This is a genomic window from Nocardia bhagyanarayanae (assembly GCF_006716565.1).
Taxonomy (GTDB): Bacteria; Actinomycetota; Actinomycetes; order Mycobacteriales; family Mycobacteriaceae; genus Nocardia; species Nocardia bhagyanarayanae.
Window position 1 is genome coordinate 50,352 of sequence record NZ_VFPG01000002.1, and the last position, 19,849, is coordinate 70,200.

A 19,849-nucleotide genomic window follows, 5' to 3' on the forward strand; every position below is an offset into this window, starting at 1 on the left:
ATTGACGCCGGATTCGGAGAGCGCCATGAATTTCGACATCTCCCGTGCGGAAAGCGCGGCATGCGGGTCTCGTCTATGACGCCGGAATTGGACACGACCACCCGGGAATCCGCGACCGCGATCGTCCGCGAGAATTTCTCCGACAGTGTCGTGTCGTCGTTGCGGACGTTCGGTCGTGCGGTGGGTATGGCGCAGGAGTCGGTGGTAGGGGCGGTGGGTGATCTCGCGCGGCGGGAGTTGCAGTGGCGTGAGGCGATCTTGCAGGCGTGGCGGTTGATCACGGTGACGACGGTGCCGGCGATCTTGATGGCGATTCCGTTCGGGGTGATCGTGTCGATCCAGGTGGGCAATCTGATCCACACGTTGGGTGCGGATTCGTTGTTGGGGGCGACCGGTGGGTTGGGTGTGATCAAGCAGGGTGCGCCGATGGCGACGGGGTTTTTGCTGGGTGGTGCGGGGGCGGCGGCGATCGCGGCGGATCTGGGTGCGCGCACGATCCGGGAGGAGATCGATGCGTTGCACACGATGGGGATCTCGCCGGTTCATCGGTTGGTGATTCCGCGGTTGGTGGCGATGGTGGTGGTGGCGCCGTTGTTGAACGTGTTGATCATTTTCGTGGGTGTGTTGGCGGGGTATGCGGTGGCGATCGGTGGGCAGGGGGTGACGCCGGGGTCGTATTGGGCGACGTTCGGGTCGTTCACGACGACCGCGGATGTGTGGATGTCGTTGGTGAAGGCGTTGATCTTCGGGTTTTTGGTGGTGATCATCGCGTGTCAGCGGGGGTTGGAGGCCAAGGGTGGTCCGCGGGGTGTGGCTGATGCGGTGAACGCGGCGGTGGTGTTGTCGGTGGTGTCGATCGTGTGTGTGAACCTGTTGTTGACGCAGGTGACCGCGATGTTCCTGCCCACGAGGCTGGCGTAATGGCTGTCTCTTCCTATGTCCCGAAGGGACTGGCTCCCGTCGCGCGCTACTTCCGGCGCGGCAGCCGCGTCCTGCGCGCGATCGACTCGTTCGGCTTCGTCGCGGTGTTCGTCTGGCAGGTGCTCTCGGCGATTCCGCTGACGCTGCGCCGGTACCGCGCCGAGACCATGCGCGCCATCACCAATATGACGTGGGGTCGCGGCTCCATCGTGGTCGGCGGCGGCACGGTGCCGATGATGATCGTGCTCGGCCTGGTCATGGGCGCCTCGGTCGGCGTCGAATCCTTCGCCACCCTCGACATGCTCGGCATGGGTCCGGTCACCGGCATCGTCTCGGCCTACGCGACCACCCGCGAGCTGGCCCCGATCGCGGCGGCCGTCGGGTTCGCCGCGCAAGCGGGCTGCCGCATCACCGCCGAGATCGGCTCCATGCGCATCTCCGAGGAGATCGACGCGATCGAGTCGCTCGGCCTGCGCTCGGTGCCGTTCGTGGTGACCACCCGGGTGATCGCGGGCGCGCTGGCCATCGTGCCGACCTTCCTGATCGCGCTGATCCTGTCCTACCTCGCCTGCCGCGGCCTCATCACGCTGGTGCACGGCCAGTCCGCGGGCGTCTACGACCACTACTTCTTCCAGTTCGTGTCCGGATTCGACGTGATCGCCGCGGTGATCAAGGTCGCGATCTTCGGCACCGTGGTGATCCTCGTGCACAGCTATTACGGCTTCTTCGCGAAGGGCGGCCCCGAGGGCGTCGGCATCGCGTCGGGCCGCGCGGTGCGCACCAGTTTCGTGGCGATCATCGCCATCGACATGGTGCTGTCCATCGTGCTGTGGGGCTTCAACACGGCGATCAGCTTCACGGGGTGAACATTGCCTGAATACGGTTTGCCCGGCGTCGCCGCGGACAAGAAACGTTCGCGCACGGTCGGTTCGGTCATCGTCGCGCTGATCGCGGTGGTCGCGCTGACCATCGCGCTCTACCGCGACCTGCGCTCGGAGGACGGGCTGCGCATCGCCTTGCACACCGAGCAGATCGGTGACGGCGTCACGGAGGGCACCCAGGTGCGCCTCGACGGCGTGCTGGTCGGCGAGGTCGCCACGATCGCCCCCGCTCCGCGCGGTACTCAGCGAATCACCTTGCGGCTGGACGATTCCCGGCTGCACGGCATCGACGACTCGCTGCTTGTGGACTACGCGCCCGCCAACCTGTTCGGCATCAGCGAACTCGAACTGCGGCGTGGGCCAGGCGGTTCGCCGCTGCGCCAGGACTCCGAGATCGACCTGACCGGCCCGCGCGCCGTCGGCGTCTACGACGCGACGATGGGCAGCATTCTGCGCAGCCTGTCGCAGGTGGGCGCGTCGGTCTTCAGCCCGCAACTGGCGACCGTCATCGCGCAGGTCTCCGCGGACTTCAAGGCGTTCACGCCGCTGGTGCAGGCGCTGATCACGGTGGCGCGCACCATCGCCGACAACCAGACGATGCCCGCCTCGGAACTGCTCGGCAGACTGGGTCCGGCCTTCGACGGCGGCGGTGATTTCGCGGGCGCGACCATCCAGATCCTGGACCAGATCCACGACATCCGGATCGTGCAGACCGACAAGGACCGCTACGACGTCGGCGTCGCCGCCCTCACCGGCCAGATCCTGCCCGGCTTGGCCACCACGGTCAGCACCGCGGGCGGCCGGCTCGCGGAAGCCACCGACATGCTGGCGCCGGTGCTCGCCGTGCTCGCCCAGATGGTGCCGCGGCCGCGGCAGTCGGCGGCCGAATTGCGCCTGCTGCTGGAGCGTTTGCGCGCGGCGATGCCGGATTCGCCGGACGGGCCGGTGCTGAATCTGGAGGTCGACCTGCAGGGTGTGCCGGGGATCGCGGTGCCGCTGCTCGGCCAGGGAGGTATCCGATGACGGTGCGCGGCGCGGCATGGCGCCTCGGTCTTTTCGCGGCGGTGATGGCGGTGGTGCTCGCACTGGTGCTCACCGCGATCAAGCGGCCGGTATCCGGTGAAACCCAGGCGCACGACGCGCTGTTCACCGACGCCAACGGCCTGAAGGTCGGCGACGACGTGCGCATGTACGGCGTGCAGGTGGGCAAGGTCGAGAAGATCTCGCTGGACGGTGTGAAGGCGAAGGTCCATCTCACCGTCGAGACGGCGACGCCGATCTACGACAACAGCACGCTGGCCATCCGGTACCAGAACCTGACCGGTCAGCGGTACATCGATCTGCAGCAGCAGCCGAATCCCGGTGTGCCCCTGCCCGCCAACGCGGTCATCGGCACCGACATGACGGTGCCCTCGTTCGATGTGACCAGCCTGTTCAACGGTCTGAAGCCGGTGCTCGCGACGCTGTCGCCGGAGGCGGTCAACCAGTTCACCGAGAGCATGCTCGCGGTGATCGAAGGCGACGGCACCGGTATCGGCCCCGCCATGGAGGCCATCGGCAAGCTCAGCCAGTACGTCGGCGATCGCCAGCAGGTGATCGGTCAGCTGGTGAAGAACATGTCCGATATCGCCGACCGGGTCGGCGGACGCGTGCACTACCTGGTGCCGCTGCTGGCCCGGCTCAGCGACGTCTTCCAATCGCTACAAGCCAATATCGGCGGGCTGGCCGATTTCGCGATGTCCGCGCCCGCGGTGCTCGGTCCGCTGGACCGGCTGCTCGCGACACTCGGGCTCGACCCGCAGAGCGGCCAGGACATCGACGCGATGATCCGCGGCCTGTTCCCCGATCCGCAGCAGGCGGTCGAGGTCTTCGGCAGGCTGCCCGGCCTGCTCCAGTCGGTGGACAACGCGCTGCCGCGCACCGTCGCGGGCTGGCAGCCGGAGTGCAGCAAGGGCGCCGCCGAGCTACCCGCGCCCGTGCGCGTCCTCGTCGCCGGACAGAAGGTGGCGATATGCCAGGCGTGATTTCCCGCTGGTTCGGCGGCGACCGGCCGATCCTGGACGATGCGGCGAAGCGGCGCAAGGAGATTCGCTTCGGCATCTTCGGCGCGGCGCTCGTCGCGCTCGGCATGCTCGCCGCGGCGGTGCTGTACGCGGTGCCGTTCGGCAAGACCACCTACACCGCCGAACTGTCCGAGGCGCAGTCGGTGAAGGAGGGCGACGACGTGCGCCTGGCCGGTGTCTCGGTGGGTTCGGTGGAATCGCTGGAGCTGAAGCCGGATCGGGTGGTCATGAAGTTCACCGTGAAATCCGATGTGTTCGTGGGTGACAAGACCTCGCTCGACATCCGCATGCTGACCGTGGTCGGCGGGCACTATGTGGCGTTGTTCCCCGCCGGTGACGCGCCGCTCGGCGACAAGCCGATCCCGGCGGATCGAGTTCGCCTGCCCTACAGCCTGATCCAGACCTTCCAGGACGCGACGACGCCGCTGAACGAGCTGGACGGCGACACGCTGCGGCGCAACCTGGCGGCGCTGGACGAGTCGCTCACGTCCGCTCCGGAGACGCTGCGCACCACCCTGGACACCGTCGGCGGCTACATCGACGCCATCGACCGCCAGCGCGCCCAGGTCTCCAATGCCATCGCGGTGGCCGACGAATACGTGACCATGTACGACGGCGCGAAGACCGATCTGGGCAGGCTGATGGACAACGTCAACTTGCTGGAGACCGTGCTGATCGACAAGCGCGCGGAGCTGCGCGAGGCCGTCGCCCTGCTCGACAGCGTGGTGCAGCGGCTGGCCGCACTCACGCCCGCGTGGGAGTCCACGCTGAAGCCGAGGGCGCGGCAGCTGGCCGACGCCCTGCCCCGGCTGGAGGAGATGGGCGGCAAGCTCGAACCGATGATCGCGAGCGCCCAGCAGCTGAGCGAGAAACTGCGGTCGCTGGTGATCCCCGAGGAGGGCGTGGTTCTGGATCATTCGGGCCGGACCGTGCCCGCGCCCGCGGGTCTGGATCTGTCGTCGGTGTGCGTGCCGGTGCCGGGGAAGGAGTGCTGATGCTGAAGAAGCTGCTCGGCACCCAGGCGTTCATGTCGATCGCGGGGGCCGTGGTCATCGCGTCGCTCGCGGTGGTCGGTTACGTCGTCGTCTTCGATCCGCTGAAGAGCACCGAATCCTATTGCGCGATCATGCCCGACAGCATCGGCCTGTACGAGGGCAACCAGGTGACCATGCGCGGCATCACGGTCGGCAGCGTGACCTCGGTGCGCAACCAGGGCCCGAACGTGCGGGTCGACTTCGAGGTCGACGCCGACCATCCGGTGTACGCCGACGCCTCGGCCACCACGGTGTCCGACACCGTCGTCGCCGACCGGGAACTCGCGGTGCTGGCCAGCGGCACGAACCTGGAGCGCTGGAACAGTTCCCGGTGCATCACCAAGACGCTGACTCCGAAGAGCCTCACCGAGACGCTCACCGCGCTCGCGCAGCTCTCCGACCAGATCGTCGGACCCGATCCGGCCCAGCCGAATTCACTGGCGAACGGACTCACCGCGCTGGACCGGGCCACCGCCGGCACCGGGCCGCAGATCAACGAGCTGATCCGCAAGCTGGGTTCGGCGCTGAAATCGCCCGACGCCGATATCGGCCATCTCGCGGGCATTTTCGACGCGTTCGCCTCGGTCTCGCAGAAGGTCAACCAGTACTGGGGCGACCTGCAGTCCATGCTGGTGCGCGTCGGACCGGTGCTGAACCAGGCCAGCGAGGACCTGCTGATCCCGGGCGCGCAGCTGTTCGACGGTCTCGCCGAGGTGCTGCCGATGCTCAACGACATCACCACCTCGTTCGGCGACGAGATCCTCACCCTGCTCGACCGCGCGGTGCCGATGCTGAAGCTGCTGCGCGCCAACGTCGGTTCGTTGCGCGAGATCGTTCTCACCACACCGGTGTTCGCCTCCGCATTGCGGAGCGTCGCGGATCCGGAGACCGGCGCGGCGAGCCTGACCTACGCCCCGCCCAAGGTGGCGGTTCCGCAGGGCAACGCCGAAGCGGTGTGCGCGGCGGTGAACGCGGTGGCGCCCGGCCGGTGCGCGGGCGCAGAGAACGGCATGGTGAACGTGGAATTGGTCCAGCTGGTACTGGGATTGGCGGGTGCGCGATGAATGAGCGAATCATGTGCCGGCGCGCCTCGCGGATGCGGGAGCCGAGCGTAAGCGAGGCGGGGGCATGAGCACACAGGCGACTGGGCGGGTCACGGGGCGCAGGGCGACCGGGCGCACCATGACGCTGCGTGGTCGGCCGAAGACCCTGCGGCGCAGCGGAATCGCGCTGGCGCTGGCGGCTTCGGTCGCGCTCGGCGGCTGTGCCTTCGATCCGTCCTCGGTGCCGGTCCCCGGCACGTCGATCTCGGGGCCGAGCTACCGCGTGCAGATCCAGTTCGCCAACGTGCTGAATCTGCCCGCCCGCGCGAAGGTCATCGCGAACGGCGCGCAGATCGGCACGGTCGAGAAGGTCACCGTGGTGCCCGCCGCCGAGGCGCCGCAGGGCCGCGGCGGGTACGTCGTCGTGGACACCGAGATCTCGAAATCGGTACAGCTGCCCGCGAACACGATCGCCGAGCTGCGCCAGAACACGGTGCTCGGTGACATCCACATCGCGCTGACCACACCATCGGACGGCTTCGACAAGCTGCTCGGGCCGGGCGGCACCATCGACCTGGACCACACCAAACCGCCTGTGCAACTGGAGGACACGATGGCGGCGATGGCGTTCTTCGTGCAGGGCGGCGCGGTCGGCCAGTTGCAGGACATCGTCAACCGGTTCAATTCGGTACTGCCGCAGGATCCGAAGGAGACCGCGCGCATCGCGGGCGTGATGGGCGCCGACGCCGCCGACCTGGCCGCCAACCTCGACCAGGTCGACCTGCTGCTCTACGGCCTGGCCAACAACGCCGAAGTGCTGCACAAGGTTCAGCCCGAGCTGGACAACATCCTCAGCGCGGCCTCGGTGGACCGGCTCGGCGCGGCGACGCGGTCCATCGACGGCGTGACCGAGATCTTCAGCGGCCTCGGCCCGGTCGGCCAGTCGCTGGGATGGCTCGCGCCGCTGGTGCAGTCCGGTGACGCGGCGGCCAAGGCGTTCGTGCCGCTGGCCACCGGTGGACCGCTGGACCTGCGCGATCCGTCGAACCTGGCGATGCTCGTCGCGCTGTTGCGGGACAAGGTCATTCCGTTCGTCGAGCGCGGGCCGAAGGTGAACGTCACCGGTGTGCGGGCGGACGCGAGCCCGGTAGCGGAACAGGAACAGGTCGAGCGGATCGTTCAGACCCTGCGCATGATCGGAGCCGTCCGATGAAGATCGGTTCGCTTGCCTCGCTCGGCGGCATCGCCGCCATCATGATCCTCGGCGCGGCCTACCTGACCTTCGGCGTGGTGCGGGTCGATCCGTTCGCCGATTACACCCACGCCACCATGGTGTTGAAGAACTCCGGCGGGCTCGGCGTCGGTTCGCCGATCCTGTTGACCGGCATCGAGATCGGCGATGTCACCTCGGTGGACAGCACCGTGGCCGGTGTCGAGGTCGGCTTCCGCGTGAACGCCGAGCACAAGGTGCCCACCGCGAGCGTCGTCACCATCGAGCACCTGTCCGCGCTCGGTGAGCCGTACGTGCAGTTCGTGCCGAAGGCCGACGGTGGGCCGTACTTGCGTGACGGGCAGCGCCTGGACACCGAGGACGTCCGGACGCCGCTGTCGATCGCCGAGGTGGCGCGCATGGTCACCAAGACCATGAACCAGCTGGATCCGGCGGTGGTCGGGTCGCTGGTGGAGACCATGAGCAAATCCATCACCGGCACGGAGTCGGTGATGCCCGAGCTCGCCAGGTCCGGCGACCTGCTCGCCTCGACCATCATGACCAGGGCTCCGAAGATCGCCGAGCTGCTCAACAGCTTCCAGTTGGCGGCCGCCGACATCGAATGGGCGGGTCCGGCCACCGCGGCGGGCGCGCCCGGGTTGGTGAAATTCGGCCAGGCATTGGACCAACTCGTCGAGGCGGTCGGGCGCCTGGTCACCGCGCAGGGCAGCCCGGAGATGTACCTCGAGGGCAATGGCGTCGTGCCGTTCCTGGAGAAGCTGACGGCATGGCTCCGTCAGGCGGGCCCAGAGCTGAAGGCGCTGATCCCCGGGCTTCAGCCCCTCGCGGACGCGGCGGTCTCGGCCGCACCCCGGCTGGACCTGAGCGCCTTGATCGGCCAAGCCCTGCAGAGCACCGACGACGACGCCGTCCAGATCCGCGTCGCCATCAAATAGATCCATCCATACCAGCCCCTGCGGCCTGTGCGAGGCGTAGGGCCGCTCTGCGGAGTTGGGTTGCGTTGGCCTGCGGGCAGATTCGTAGTAATCCGTAGGCATGCCTGTTGAGCAGCTCGGACCTCGTTGTGGAGAGTGGATCTTCTCGTCAGCGACCTTCGGGTAACCTCCCGGAGAAGATCGACTACTCGTGACGGTGTTCTCTGTTCGACAGTGAAGGCGGTGCGATGGTGGAATCCGGTGGCGGACCGGCGCCCTACGGCGATGACGATGGCCTGAACAACAACACTCGCGTCCTCACCATCGCGGCGGCCATCGCCGCGACGCTATCGGTGGTGGTGGCGATCGGGCTCGTGCTGCGTTCGAACCAGGAGCCGGAGAACGGGCCGACACCGCCGACGCCCTCGTTCACCACCAAACCGACGGCCAGCCCGACCGCGCGCACGATGCCGATGGGCACCACCGCCCGTCCGCCTGCCTCCGCTTCGGCGGCACCGCAATCCGCGCGCAGGATCGGCGACGACTGCTCGGCGGGCGGCATCACCGCGCAGTGGGATCTGCGCGAGGGTCAGTGGATGTGCGTGCCGCAGGGGCAGGGTCACGAGCCGCACCGGATCGGTGACGATTGTTCGCACGATGGCATCACGGCCCAGTGGGGTCGTGGCCCCGACGGCGAGTGGGTCTGCGTGCCACCGGAGCACGCTCGCGAAGACCACCAGGTCGGCGACGATTGTTCGCACGACGGCATCACGGCCCAGTGGGGTCTCTCACCAGACGGCCGGTGGATCTGCGTCCCACAGGATCAGGGGATTGGCGGGCCGGTGCCGCCCCTCCTGCCCGCCCCACCGGCCGCACCCGCTCCGCCGCCCGCGCCCGAGCAGCCTGCCGCACCCGCACCCGCACAGCCCGCCGCACCGGCACCGCCTATCGGACCCGCACCGCCACCCGCGCCCGCCCCGCCCGCCGTACCCCCGCCGCCGGTCGTGCCCCAACTGTTCCAGTTGCCGGTCCCACCGATCGCCCCCGGCCTGCCCGCCGGCCGGTGAGCTGCCGGGCGTCGGCGCCGGTTGTCGCGCCGGTGCCGCCTGCGTCGCCTGCGGCGTGAACACGGCTCGCCGCGTCCGCACGGCCAGCCGGCGCCCTCACCGCCTGCCTCAGTTGCGCTTGCGCCTCCGCCCGCGCCTGTCCTGTTCGCTGAACCGGCGCCGTCGTCGTGCCGCGACTGTCCCGTTGCAGGGCCACCGATCGCGCCCGGCGTGCCCGCGGGTCGGTGAGCTGCCGGACGGCAAGGTGCCCGATGGGTGGGATGCCGGGTGGTTGCCTGGTGGGGAAAATCGCTGGACGGGGCTGGGATGCTCGAAGGGTGAATGATGTTCTCGAGCAGTACACCGATCGGTCGATCCGCTGACTATGTTCTGGCGAAGACCGGCACGACGAATCGATCGACGAGGGCCCGCTCCGTGGCGGAATCGCCTGCGGGCCAGTACAACAGCGACAAGACCACGCGGACGATCCACTGCCCGGCGGCGGGGTCGTCGCCGGTGGCGGTGAGTGCCGAGGCGACCAGCGCCAGCCGCGGGTTGCCCGCCAGAAACCGCTCGACCTCGCCGGGGGTTGCGCCATTGAGGAAGGCGACCGCGACTCGGTCGGCCCGCACCGCGTCGAGCGCGGCGAGGATCGCCCCCGCGACGCGCTCGGCGCCCGTCGTGTCGGCGACGGCCGCGGCGATGGTCTCCGCGATCCGCGCCGTCGCTCCGGCGAGAACCGCCTCGCGCAGTGCCGACTTGCCGCCGACGTACCGGTAGACCGTCGCGCGCGAACAACCCGCCCGATCGGCGACCCGCTCGATACTGAGCCCGGCCATGCCGTCGCGGGCGATCAGGTCGGCGGCCGCGGCATGGATGCGTTCGATCGCCAGCGCGCGGCGGTCGCCGCCGGCCAGCCAGTCCGGTTGTCCGGTCATCGCGCCCTCGTTCCGTCGGATACGGTCCAAGAATTTTGTCTCACGGTGAGACGTATCGCCAAGAGCTGATCATCAGCCCGCCAGCTCGCGGCCCATCCGTGAGACACGGCTCGACCAGGCCTTTCGGCCCGCGCGTCTCAATTTTCCGAACCCATTGACGCGGGCCGCCGCCGCGGCGAAACCTGATGGGGGACATCGCTGTCGGAGTGCGAAAGGCGGAGCGGATGACCCGCACGGTGAACGAGATCGACCTGTTCGACCCGGAGTCGCTCGACGACCCGTACCCCCTCTATCAGCGGCTGCGCGACACCGCGCCGGTGCACCGGGTCGACGGCACCGATTTCTACTTGGTGAGCCGCTGGGATCTCGTCGTGGAGGCGACCACCCGCCTCGCCGACTTCTCTTCGCACCTGACCGCCGCGCTGGTGCGGCAGCCCGACGGGTCGGCGGCGGTGTTCGACATGGACGGCGAGGGGCAGGCGGTGCACGTGCTCGCCACCGCCGACGACCCGGAGCACCTGCGCCATCGCAAGCTGGTGCTGCCCACGCTCGTCGCGAAACGCGTTCGCGCGCTGGAGCCTGCGATGGCGGCGAACGCGCGGCGGCTCTGGGTGGAAGGCGTGCGCGGCGGCCGCGTCGAGTGGATGGCGGCCATGGCCGACCGTCTCCCGATGACCATGGTCGCGAACCTGATCGGCCTGCCCGCCGCCGACATTCCGCAGTTGGTGGAATGGGGCTACGGCTCCACCGAACTGCTCGGCGGGGTCCTCACCACCGATCGGCTCGGCGTGGTGATCACCGCGGCGACCGAACTCGCGGCCTACCTGCACCGGGCGTTCACCGCGGCGTGTGTCGCGCCCGGCGACGATCTGCTCGGGGACCTGGCACGAGCGTGCGCTTCCGGCGATCTCGAGCCGCACGTCGCGGCGCTGCTGCTGGTGCAGCTGGTGGGGGCGGGCGGTGAATCGACCGCCGGGCTGATCGGCAACGCCGTCCGGTTGCTCGCCACCGATCCCGGTCTCCAGCAACGGCTTCGGGCCGAGCCGGACTTGCTGCCCGGCTTCCTCGAGGAGGTGCTGCGGCTGGAATCGCCGTTCCGGGCCCACCACAGGCACGTCGTGGCCGACACCACGCTCGGCGGCGTCGACCTGCCGGCGGGCGCGCACCTGCTGCTGCTCTGGGGCGCGGCCAACCGCGACCCGGCGATCTTCCCCGAAGCCGACCTGCTCCGCCTGGATCGCGCGGTCCAACGCGGTCACCTCGCGTTCGGTAAAGGCGTCCACTTCTGCGTCGGCGCCGCGTTGGCGAGGCTGGAGGCGCGGGTCGCGCTCGAAACGCTGCTCGGGACTACCGAGTCGTTCGAGTTGGCACCGGAACCCGATGCGGCCCAATGGGTTCCGAGCATCTTCGTGCGACGGCACGCGCGGCTGGAACTCGTGCTCCACTGAGTCGCTCGGGGCTGGCGCTCCGCGGTTCAGTGCGGGTACTGGGCGGCGTAGCGGGCCCGCTCCTCCTCGCGCTTACGCGCCCGCTCCGGATTCTCCAGATCGGCGGGCAGCCCGTGCTTGGCCAGCCGGTGCGCGCGGTTCATCGGCATGAAGGCCGCGGTGTAGAACAGCGCGAGCAGCACGGCGAGCAGCACCATCGATCCGCGCAGCCACAGCGCGCCGGGGAAGAACATGAACACCGCGAACAGCGGCGTGAACGGCACCAGACCGCGCACCAGATGCCTTGCTACGGCGTACTTTCCGGTCAGGTCCTCGCGCACCCAGTCGTGCAGCGAATCGGGCAGCCTGCGCCCGAAGGCGTAGCCGATCCACTCGACGGGATTGGGGCGGCGACGGGCGCGGGTCATGCGTCGGCTCCTGTCGTGAGCGGTTCGGCGAGCATCGCGCGGCGGGCGGCGTCGTTGACCCTGGTCAGCACGTCGCGCAGTTCTTCGAGGTCGGCGAGGGTGACGCCGAGGCGCTGCACCACCGCGGGCGGGATGCGCTCGGCCTGCGCGCGCAGCGCGGCGCCCGCCTCGGTCAGGTCGATCACCAGGTTTCGTTCGTCGCGCGGGTCGCGGCCCCTGCTGATCAGTCCGGCCGACTCCAGGCGCTTGAGCAGCGGGGAGAGGGTCGGCGAATCGAGCTGGATGGCCTCGGCGATCTCCTTCACCGACATCGGCGCCTCGCCCCACAGCGCCAACATCACCAGGTACTGCGGGTGGGTGAGGCCGAGCGGTTCGAGCAGCGGACGGTAAACGGCGAGCACCGCGCGATTGGCCACGGCGAGTGCGAAACACACCTGCCGGTCCAGGCGCAGCGGGTCCTCGATCTCGGTGTCCACGGTTCCTCCTCGGGTCCCGGCTAGGTTAACGCACAAATAGTTAGTGCGTGAAGTAAATGTGTGCGACGCCATGCGACAGCTGCTCACCATCTCCGCCCGCCCGCGCCGTTACTGTCGGGGCATGTACGACGTCGCCGCGCGCGAGCGCATTCACGAACTAGACGCCGTCCGCGGGTTCGCGCTATGCGGAATCCTGGTGGTCAACATCTGGCAGATCACCGACATGACGGCCACCGTGCCCTCCGGTGCGGCCATGGACCCGGTCCGGCACGTGCTCTCGGTGGTCGTCGAGGAGCGCTTCTTCCCGATCTTCTCGTTCCTGTTCGGCCTGAGCTTCGCGCTGTTCCTGGATCGCGCCGCCGAGCACGCGGCGCGTCCGCGAATGGTGTTGGTGCGCAGGCTGATCGCTCTCGCGGTGCTCGGACTCGTGCACCAGATGTTTCAGCCGGGCGAGGCGCTGCTGCCGTACGCCGTCGTGGGATTGGTGATCCTGCTGCCCGCTTCCGCGTTGCCGTCGTGGCTCGTTCTGGTCGCGGGACTGGTTGGCACGGTGGGTGTGGCGCTCACCCTGGGCGGCGGGCTGGCCTTGGTGCCCGGTCTCTTCCTGCTCGGCTTGGCCGCCGAACGTTTCGGCCTCGTCGACGAACTCCGCACCTGGCCGATCGCGGCCGTTTTCGTTCTCGCGCTGCCCGCCGCGATCGCGACCGCGGTATGGCAGTGGCGCACACCGTATCTGGAGTTGTGGACCAGCTCGATCGAACCGATCGCGGGTCTGCTCGGCGCGGTCGCCTATTCGACCGCGCTGCTGCTCGTGTTGCGCACCGGATTCGGTGAAGTACTCGCCGAAGTGCTCGAGCCGATGGGCCGCATGGCGTTGACGAACTACGTCTCCGCGACGGCGCTGATCCTGCTCGCGGAAGAGCGCCTGCATCTCGGCGGCACCACCCGCTACCCCGCGCTGCTCGGCTTGGCCGCCGCGATCCTGCTGCTCCAGGCGTTCGTCAGCTACGTGTGGATGTACTGGCTTCGATATGGCCCGCTGGAGTGGGTGTGGCGGTGCGTCACCTGGTGGCGCATCGTCCCGATCCGCAAGCCGGAGCCGGAAGGCATCGCATCGATCGGCCTGCCGCGCAGGTGAGTCGAAGGGTTCAGGCGAGCGCGACCGGCAGCAGAAGCGGCCCGCGGTGCCGGAAACCGCAGCGCCACGGAACTTCTCGGGCGGGCGTTGTCAGCGTCGTCTCGGGCCATCTGGCGCAGAAGTGCTCGAGTACGGCCCCGGTGACGCTGTGCACGAGCGCGGTGCCGAGACAGGAGTGCGGGCCGTAGCCGAGGCCCAGCTGGGCATTCCGGACGCGGCTCGGGTCGAACCGGTCGGGCCGATCGAACGCCGCCGGATCCCGGTTGGCGCCCGCGAGACACAGCAGAACGGTCTGCCCGGCTCGCACGGTGTAGCCGCCGATGTCCAGATCCGTTGTCGCGAAACGCGGTCCGGCGAGCACCTGCGGTGAGAGGTAGCGCAGCAGTTCGTCCACGGCGCGCCGCCGGTCGGTGGCCGCCAGAAAAGCTCTGCGGTGCGCGGGTTCGCCGACGAACATCAGCAGCGCGCCCGCGATCAGGTCGACCAGCACCTCGTACCAGACGAAAAGCAGATAGAACAGCACACCCGCGAGCTCGTCCCGGGTCGGCGAGCCGGTCTCGTGGCTCGCGGCGACCAGCCGGCCGATCGCGCTGTCCCCGTTCGCCGTTTCGATCGTCGCGTCGACGAACGCGCGCATGGCGGCGAGGGTGTCCCTGGCCCGCGGCGCCGACCCGTCGGGCGCCAGCGTCGAATTCGCCCAGTCCAAAAGGGTTTCCCGTTCGGAATCGGCCAGTCCGAGTAGGTCGCCGAGCACTTCCGTGGGTAGCGGGACCGCGAGACGCGCGACCAGATCCACCTTCGGGTCCGCCTCGGCGCCCCGCAGCAGCGAATCGACCAGATCGCCCGCGCGCTCGTCCCACCCGGTCAGGCGGCGCGGCGTCAGCTCCGCGGTGATCAGGCGGCGCAGGCGGGCATGCGCCTCGGCGTCGGCGACGAGCAGCGCGTTCAGCGGCGGCGGAACGGCGAATCCGGTGTAGTCGACCGGTCCGGCCCTGGTGACGTCGGCGGTCAAGCGCTCGTCCGACAGTCCCGCGCGCACATCGGCATGCCTGGTCACCAGCCAGGCGGGCGGACCGTCGGGCGTGCGGATCCGGTGCACGCCGCCCTCGCGGCGCAGTGCGTCCAGCACCGGCCACGGATCCGCCGCGAAACCGGCATCGAAGATCTCTCGCATCCCAGCCCCCATCCGCTTGTCCGCCAACACTTCTCGGCACGCTCGGTGCGCACCAAAGTACTCCGCGCACGCCGAATGCGCCGTGCGGGCAGGATGCGGCGTTCTGGACGGTTGCCCGGCTATGGCGCGGCTGGGCGGCAAACGCGCGTTGCGCGCCGTCGGCCTCGCGATCGCCGGTTGTGGCCGCGGTCTTCCACGCCTGGTATCCGGGGTACCGATCGCCGCCGCCATCGCGCTCGGCGCCATAGTCGTCCCGCCGGACCCGCAGGCTGTCACCGCACTGGCCCGACTGCTCGGGCTGCCGCGCCGCCTCGTCGTAGTGATGGGCCAGGAGGGCTGCTCAACGACGTGACCGCCATCGTCATCCACAGCGTGGCCGTGGTAACCCGGCCGGTTCTCCACCGCGCACGCGGCGAGGAAGTTCGTGATCGCCGCGGCCATCGCGGTGGCGGTCGGGTTGGCGCTCGGCTTCCGTCAGTGGCTTCGCCTTCGGCCGCATCGGGCTGGAACTCGCGGCGGTGCTGGAGACCACCGGCAGCGAGTGGCCGCGCCTGCTCGGCGGCGCGGGCGCGGTGGTCGACGCCGTGGTGGCGCTATGCCTGGTGTGGCTGCTCACCACCTGGGCGATGGGCCGCAGCTGATGGCTGCGACAAGGCCCGACCCTGCCGCTGGTCGTCCGGCTGACCGGCGTGCACGCCGACACGAACAAGCAGCGTGAGCTGGAACGGCAGCTGCGGTACCGCGTGATGCGGGCCGAGCTGACGAGGCCGAAGCAACTCGCCGAGGCCGAGGACCTGCCCGACGAGGCCTACGAACGGCGGCGCGATCAGCTCCGCCGGCGTCTGGCCCGCACCGACCCCGAGGCGGCCGACGAAGATGCCAAGGCCGGGGCCGCGCGAACTACTTCGCGGGCACGCCCGCCTGCCTGATCGCGCTCAGGACCTCGCCGTAGGTGAGGGTGGTGGAGTTCACCGTGATGGTCTCCGCGACCCGGTCCACGTCGACAGAATCGACGCCGCCGAGTCCGCGCAGCGCGTTCTCGGCGACGACGGCGGATTCGTCCGAGTAATCGGTGAGGTCGAAGGTGTAGGTCATGATGCCCGGCTCTCCTTGGTGCTGATCGACCGATAGTGGTCAGTTCTGCGCATACACCGAAACCATGTGGCGCAAACGTTTCCGATCGTGTTGTTTGAGCCCGTCGGAACCGGGAATAGCGGACTCGTCATAGAACATTTCAGCGCACCAGGATTGTCATGATCATTCTCATAGGGCTGATCGTCCTGATCGGCGCGGTGGTCGTCGGCGTCGCCGCGGTGGCGGCGAATACCGACGAGCTACACACGTCGACGGGCGACTTCGCCGTTTTCGACTATCAGTTCACGGCCTCGGCCGGAGAGGTGTTCCTCTACGGCACGGTGATCGGCGCGGTGGGCGCGCTCGGCTTGGTCCTCCTGCTGACCGGGCTCTGGCGCACTTCGCGCCGCGGCAGCGAGGCGCGCAAGGAACTGCGCAGGTCACGCAGGGAAGTTGTGGCGGCCCGCCGCAGCACGACTCCGCCGCAGGCGCCGCCCGTCGCGCCACCGCCCGCCGGAAAGCCGGTCTGGAGCCCGAACCGATTCCTGCGCCGACCGTCCGGAGCCGCGCCGATGGCGGGCGCTCACGGCAAGACACAGGCGCCGACTACCACCTGACACGTCAACGGTTTACCGGAAAGAAAGGGATGTGACCGTGATTATCCTCGGATTGATTCTTCTGATTGTGGGCTGGTTGCTCGGAATCGGTTTGCTGACCACGGCGGGCATCATCGTGCTGATCATCGGCGCGGTGCTCTGGATCGCGGGCTCGGTCGGCCGTCCGATCGGCGGCCGCAGGCACTATTACTGAGGTCATCCATGAACGCCGACAATTCCCGACGGAACGGTCGCTTCGATCACCGCATTCAAGCCGCACGGGGTCGCGTGAAGAAATTCTTCGGACGCGCGACCGATAACCCGAGGCTGGAGTCGGAGGGTCGGCGGGACCAGTTCCGCGGCAACATGAAACAAGCCGCCAACAAAGTGCGGGACGCGTTCCGGCGCTGACCGATCGCCGATGTCGGCCGAGAGCACTCTCGGCCGACATCGGCGTGCGCGCCGGAAGGCGAACTAGCCCGAATCGGCGGAACGCTGGCGCAATTCGACCGCCGCGCCGTCCAGCAGGTCGCACACCTGGGCGTCGTCGACCGGGGCGAAATCCCCGTACCACCGCGCGATCGAGGTGACCACTTCCGCGCCCTCCAGGCAGACGACCTGGTCGACCCGCCCGCTCAGCGCCCGGATCGCCGAGGCCGCGCCGACGGGCGCCGCGAGCGCGATGCGTCCGGCCCCCGCCGCCCGCACCACCGCGACGGCCGCGCGGGCGGTGACGCCGCTGGCGATACCGTCGTCGACGATCACCGCGGTCCGCCCGTGCAGCGCGAGACCGGACGTGCCGCCGCGATAGCGAATGGCACTGCGCGCCAAGTCGGCTCGCTGTTCGGCCTCGACCTCGGCCCGCCCCGACTCGGAGACGAACGCGCGCGCCAGGATCTTGTCGTCGATCACCCCGACCCCGCCCTCACCGATCGCGCCGAACGCCAATTCGGGCCGGTAGGGAACCCGTAGCCTGCGCACCATCGCCACCGTGAGCGGCGCGTCCAGCGCGCGCGCCACCTCGTAGGCGACCGGAACGCCACCGCGGGGCACCCCGAGCACCACGGCGTCGGCGTCGCGAAAGTCGGCCAACCGCACGGCGAGTCGCCGACCCGCCGCCCGGCGATCACGGAAGGGCATGTTCGGCCTCCGGACTCGGACTTCGGAAAGCATCGAAGTCTACGCCCGGCCGAATCCCCGACGACGGCGGGTGGGAGCGCTGTGACCGGGTCAGATCCCGGCGACGTCGGCCAGTTGCCCGATGCCGTAGGTGACAAGCATGGCGAGCGCGCCGCCGAGCACCACCCGCAGCACCGCGCGCCGGGGATCGCTCCGGCCGAGTCGCGCGCTGACCGACCCGGTGAGCGCCAGCGCCACCAGTACCGCGGCGACCGTGACCGGGATGCGCGCGGTGACGGGCGGCAGCAGGATCGCCAGCAGCGGCAGCAGCGCACCGAGGGTGAACGCGACCGCGGAGGACAGCGCGGCCTGCCAGGGATTGGTGAGTTCGCGTGGGTTCAAGCCGAGTTCGGCCTCGGCGTGCGCGGTGAAGGCGTCGTGCGCGGTGAGTTCCTCGGCGACCTTGCGCGCGGTCTCCGGCGTGAGCCCTTTGGCCCGGTAGATGTCGGTGAGTTCCGCGAGCTCGTACTCGGGTTCGTCGGTGAGTTCCCTGCGTTCCTTGGCGAGCAGCGCGCGCTCCGAATCCCGCTGGGTGCTGACCGACACGTACTCGCCGACCGCCATCGACAGCGCACCGGCCGAGACACCCGCGATGCCCGCGGTGAAGATCGCGCTCGTCGTGGTCGTCGCCGCGGCGACGCCGACCACCAGGCCCGCCGTCGAGACGATGCCGTCGTTCGCGCCGAGCACTCCGGCGCGCAACCAGTTCAGCCTGGTCGCGAACCCGCCCGCGTGCGGCTCGTACGGATGGGAACCGCTGATCGTCGAGTCCTCCATGTCCCGCACCCTAATGCGTACTCCCGCGTTGGTTCAGCTTCGCGCGGGGTTCGAGGGCGGCCGAGTGCCACGGATCGTCCGGCGCGGGCGCCTCCTGTAACCACAACGCGCAGTCGAGCAGACAATCTCTGCCTGGATCTCGGGGGAGAGGGCGACACCGTGCAGGAAGGTGCGGCGGCGTCTGAGGATTCGCGCCCGCTCGCCAGGACCAGCACGCGCAGTGCGGAATTCGCCGGACTCGGTGGAGATGATCAGTCCGGGGGCCGGATCCCACCCGTCGGCGGACAGGTCCTCGTCCCCGACCGTTCGCAAGTCCTCGATCCGCACGGCGTCCTCCAGCAAGCCGGCAACCCCGACCGGCGGGCCGTCGGACGATCCCGCACGTCTGGTTCACGGCACGAGTCGCTCGCCGATCACCCGACGAAAAGTGTTGGAGCCGAAGGAGTCAGGTGGTGTTTCAGTGCCGCACGCGGCGAGCGCGGCGGATCGGCACCGGGTGCGGTATCAGCTTGCGGTGCGCGAACTGCATGCCGCCGAGGAGTGCGAGCGCGAGCAGCGCGGCGACGTAGTCGCCAAGGGCGAGCGAGAGCACGGCGAAACCTCCGAGCAGCGGTAGTTCGAGTAGGGCGCACCAGCCGAGGAACCGTAGTCGCGTGGCGTTGGCGTCCAGCCAGCGCACGCCGTCATCGATGATCTCGCCCGCCGTGACCGGACAGACCATTCCGTCGCCCACCTGAACGAACCGATGCACCGCGTCGTCGCGGGTGAGCTCGCCGAGCCAGGCCAGGTCGATGAGCCGCTTACCTTCTTCGGCTACTTCTCGGACCGTGTCCATGCGACCCCTTCCGAGTCGATATTCGCGCCGAAGTCTATGCCGACCGATCCCGGTCTCCTAGAGGTGATCCCCGCCGCCTGACCTTGTCCGTGCCGCGCCGCCGGATTCTTTCGCGCTGCGGCGCGCCGACCGGAATACCCACGACGGATGCCCCGAACGGATACCGTCGATTCTCGTGCGGCGCGTGCTGATCACCGGAATGTCGGGCGTAGGCAAGTCCTCTCTGCTGCGGGAGCTGGCCGCGCGCGGCTATCGGACCGTCGACACCGACTACGGGGGATACCACCGCACGGTGGACGGCGAAACCCTCTGGCGGCCAGGCCGAATCGATGCGCTGCTGGATTCGGCCCCCGAATCGCAACCGGGCGCGCTGTTCGTGCAGGGCACGACGCGCAACCAGACGCTGTTCTATCCGCGTTTCCACCACATCGTGCTGCTCAGCGCACCCGCCGAGGTCTTGGAACACCGGCTGACCACCCGCGCCACGAACTCGTACGGCAAGGATCCGGCCGAACTCGCCGAGGCTCTCGGCTATCTCGATACGGTCGAACCGCTGCTGCGGGAGGACGCCACCCTGGAGGTGGTGACCACGGTGCCGGTTCCGCGGGTGGCCGACATCGTCCTCGCCCACGTGTTGCCCAAGGAACCGGCCGCCTGTTCGCCGCGCGCGTAGC

At 69.2% G+C, this 19,849-nt stretch carries 26 protein-coding genes; 18 read left to right on the forward strand and 8 right to left on the reverse strand.

All coding sequences use genetic code 11. The annotated features are described in order from the left end of the window. The first annotated feature begins 75 nt into the window (after positions 1-75). The 9 genes from FB390_RS27020 (at position 76) to FB390_RS33750 (ending at position 9,154) form a co-directional block, all read left to right on the forward strand. Positions 76-921: an ABC transporter permease gene (locus FB390_RS27020; RefSeq protein ID WP_141813113.1), complete on the forward strand. Its 846-nt coding sequence runs from the start codon at positions 76-78 to the stop codon at positions 919-921. Continuing rightward, positions 921-1,787, forward strand: a complete 867-nt coding sequence (locus tag FB390_RS27025; protein WP_141812091.1) for an MlaE family ABC transporter permease — start codon at positions 921-923, stop codon at positions 1,785-1,787. The genes FB390_RS27020 and FB390_RS27025 overlap by 1 nt, the downstream gene beginning before the upstream one ends. A gap of 3 nt (positions 1,788-1,790) precedes the next feature. Continuing rightward, complete coding sequence (locus tag FB390_RS27030) at positions 1,791-2,825, forward strand: MlaD family protein (protein WP_141812092.1); 1,035 nt, start codon at positions 1,791-1,793, stop codon at positions 2,823-2,825. Continuing rightward, positions 2,822-3,826: an MlaD family protein gene (locus FB390_RS27035; protein WP_141812093.1), complete on the forward strand. Its 1,005-nt coding sequence runs from the start codon at positions 2,822-2,824 to the stop codon at positions 3,824-3,826. The genes FB390_RS27030 and FB390_RS27035 overlap by 4 nt, the downstream gene beginning before the upstream one ends. Next, on the forward strand, positions 3,814-4,860 hold the full coding sequence (locus FB390_RS27040; RefSeq protein ID WP_141812094.1) for an MlaD family protein: 1,047 nt from the start codon (positions 3,814-3,816) through the stop codon (positions 4,858-4,860). The genes FB390_RS27035 and FB390_RS27040 overlap by 13 nt, the downstream gene beginning before the upstream one ends. Next, positions 4,860-5,963: an MlaD family protein gene (locus FB390_RS27045; protein WP_141812095.1), complete on the forward strand. Its 1,104-nt coding sequence runs from the start codon at positions 4,860-4,862 to the stop codon at positions 5,961-5,963. Before FB390_RS27040 ends, FB390_RS27045 begins: the two co-directional genes overlap by 1 nt. Before the next feature lie 64 nt (positions 5,964-6,027). Beyond that, positions 6,028-7,155 carry an MlaD family protein gene (locus FB390_RS27050; protein WP_246124394.1) on the forward strand — a complete coding sequence of 376 codons (1,128 nt, stop codon included), beginning with the start codon at positions 6,028-6,030 and terminating at the stop codon, positions 7,153-7,155. Further along, positions 7,152-8,108, forward strand: a complete 957-nt coding sequence (locus FB390_RS27055) for an MlaD family protein (RefSeq protein ID WP_141812096.1) — start codon at positions 7,152-7,154, stop codon at positions 8,106-8,108. Before FB390_RS27050 ends, FB390_RS27055 begins: the two co-directional genes overlap by 4 nt. Before the next feature lie 227 nt (positions 8,109-8,335). Further along, a complete protein-coding gene (locus FB390_RS33750) occupies positions 8,336-9,154 on the forward strand; it encodes a hypothetical protein (protein ID WP_185757287.1) in 819 nt (272 codons plus the stop codon). A 362-nt stretch (positions 9,155-9,516) separates the two neighbouring features. On the opposite strand, the gene FB390_RS27065 is transcribed toward FB390_RS33750, so the two are convergent. Beyond that, entirely contained in the window at positions 9,517-10,071 is a 555-nt protein-coding gene (locus tag FB390_RS27065) for a TetR/AcrR family transcriptional regulator (RefSeq protein ID WP_141812097.1), read from the reverse strand. Positions 10,072-10,295: 224 nt separating this feature from the next. Here FB390_RS27065 and FB390_RS27070 point away from each other — a divergent pair, with 224 nt between their 5' ends. Further along, on the forward strand, positions 10,296-11,519 hold the full coding sequence (locus FB390_RS27070) for a cytochrome P450 (protein ID WP_141812098.1): 1,224 nt from the start codon (positions 10,296-10,298) through the stop codon (positions 11,517-11,519). A gap of 26 nt (positions 11,520-11,545) precedes the next feature. Here FB390_RS27070 and FB390_RS27075 read toward each other — a convergent pair whose 3' ends face one another. Next, positions 11,546-11,926 (reverse strand): DUF5313 family protein, encoded by a 381-nt coding sequence (locus tag FB390_RS27075; protein ID WP_141812099.1) that lies wholly within the window; start codon positions 11,924-11,926, stop codon positions 11,546-11,548. Then, entirely contained in the window at positions 11,923-12,402 is a 480-nt protein-coding gene (locus FB390_RS27080; RefSeq protein ID WP_246124396.1) for a MarR family winged helix-turn-helix transcriptional regulator, read from the reverse strand. The genes FB390_RS27075 and FB390_RS27080 overlap by 4 nt, the downstream gene beginning before the upstream one ends. A 121-nt stretch (positions 12,403-12,523) precedes the next feature. Here FB390_RS27080 and FB390_RS27085 point away from each other — a divergent pair, with 121 nt between their 5' ends. Next, the gene (locus tag FB390_RS27085) at positions 12,524-13,540 is read left to right on the forward strand and encodes a DUF418 domain-containing protein (RefSeq protein WP_141812101.1); all 1,017 of its coding nucleotides are present in this window, start codon (positions 12,524-12,526) and stop codon (positions 13,538-13,540) included. Positions 13,541-13,550: 10 nt separating this feature from the next. Here the strand turns inward: FB390_RS27085 and FB390_RS27090 are convergent, their stop codons facing one another. Next, on the reverse strand, positions 13,551-14,714 hold the full coding sequence (locus FB390_RS27090; RefSeq protein WP_185757288.1) for a cytochrome P450: 1,164 nt from the start codon (positions 14,712-14,714) through the stop codon (positions 13,551-13,553). Between the two features lie 121 nt (positions 14,715-14,835). On the opposite strand from FB390_RS27090, the gene FB390_RS33755 reads away from it, so the two are divergent. From FB390_RS33755 to FB390_RS27095, 3 genes are all read left to right on the forward strand, one after another. Next, complete coding sequence (locus tag FB390_RS33755) at positions 14,836-15,066, forward strand: hypothetical protein (protein ID WP_185757289.1); 231 nt, start codon at positions 14,836-14,838, stop codon at positions 15,064-15,066. A 166-nt stretch (positions 15,067-15,232) separates the two neighbouring features. Beyond that, positions 15,233-15,355 (forward strand): hypothetical protein, encoded by a 123-nt coding sequence (locus FB390_RS34695; RefSeq protein WP_281292426.1) that lies wholly within the window; start codon positions 15,233-15,235, stop codon positions 15,353-15,355. 48 nt (positions 15,356-15,403) lie between these two features. Beyond that, positions 15,404-15,643, forward strand: a complete 240-nt coding sequence (locus tag FB390_RS27095) for a hypothetical protein (RefSeq protein WP_141812103.1) — start codon at positions 15,404-15,406, stop codon at positions 15,641-15,643. Here FB390_RS27095 and FB390_RS27100 read toward each other — a convergent pair. After that, positions 15,615-15,809: a hypothetical protein gene (locus FB390_RS27100; RefSeq protein ID WP_141812104.1), complete on the reverse strand. Its 195-nt coding sequence runs from the start codon at positions 15,807-15,809 to the stop codon at positions 15,615-15,617. The genes FB390_RS27095 and FB390_RS27100 overlap by 29 nt on opposite strands. 158 nt (positions 15,810-15,967) lie before the next feature. On the opposite strand from FB390_RS27100, the gene FB390_RS27105 reads away from it, so the two are divergent. The 3 genes from FB390_RS27105 to FB390_RS27110 are packed head-to-tail and all read left to right on the forward strand — an operon-like array spanning position 15,968 to position 16,795. Further along, positions 15,968-16,405, forward strand: a complete 438-nt coding sequence (locus FB390_RS27105; RefSeq protein WP_185757290.1) for a hypothetical protein — start codon at positions 15,968-15,970, stop codon at positions 16,403-16,405. A gap of 37 nt (positions 16,406-16,442) precedes the next feature. After that, complete coding sequence (locus tag FB390_RS33760; RefSeq protein WP_221639457.1) at positions 16,443-16,598, forward strand: DUF6131 family protein; 156 nt, start codon at positions 16,443-16,445, stop codon at positions 16,596-16,598. A gap of 8 nt (positions 16,599-16,606) precedes the next feature. Then, positions 16,607-16,795 carry a CsbD family protein gene (locus FB390_RS27110; RefSeq protein WP_141812105.1) on the forward strand — a complete coding sequence of 63 codons (189 nt, stop codon included), beginning with the start codon at positions 16,607-16,609 and terminating at the stop codon, positions 16,793-16,795. A 63-nt stretch (positions 16,796-16,858) separates the two neighbouring features. Here FB390_RS27110 and FB390_RS27115 read toward each other — a convergent pair whose 3' ends face one another. The 3 genes from FB390_RS27115 to FB390_RS27125 all read right to left on the reverse strand — a co-directional run bounded on the left by FB390_RS27115 (position 16,859) and on the right by FB390_RS27125 (position 19,175). Next, positions 16,859-17,524 (reverse strand): phosphoribosyltransferase, encoded by a 666-nt coding sequence (locus tag FB390_RS27115; protein WP_141812106.1) that lies wholly within the window; start codon positions 17,522-17,524, stop codon positions 16,859-16,861. Positions 17,525-17,614: 90 nt separating this feature from the next. Next, the gene (locus FB390_RS27120; protein ID WP_141812107.1) at positions 17,615-18,340 is read right to left on the reverse strand and encodes a VIT1/CCC1 transporter family protein; all 726 of its coding nucleotides are present in this window, start codon (positions 18,338-18,340) and stop codon (positions 17,615-17,617) included. A 457-nt stretch (positions 18,341-18,797) separates the two neighbouring features. Beyond that, a complete protein-coding gene (locus FB390_RS27125) occupies positions 18,798-19,175 on the reverse strand; it encodes a hypothetical protein (protein WP_141812108.1) in 378 nt (125 codons plus the stop codon). A 175-nt stretch (positions 19,176-19,350) separates the two neighbouring features. Here FB390_RS27125 and FB390_RS27130 point away from each other — a divergent pair, with 175 nt between their 5' ends. Continuing rightward, entirely contained in the window at positions 19,351-19,848 is a 498-nt protein-coding gene (locus FB390_RS27130; protein WP_185757291.1) for an AAA family ATPase, read from the forward strand. The last annotated feature ends 1 nt before the right edge of the window (position 19,849 follow it).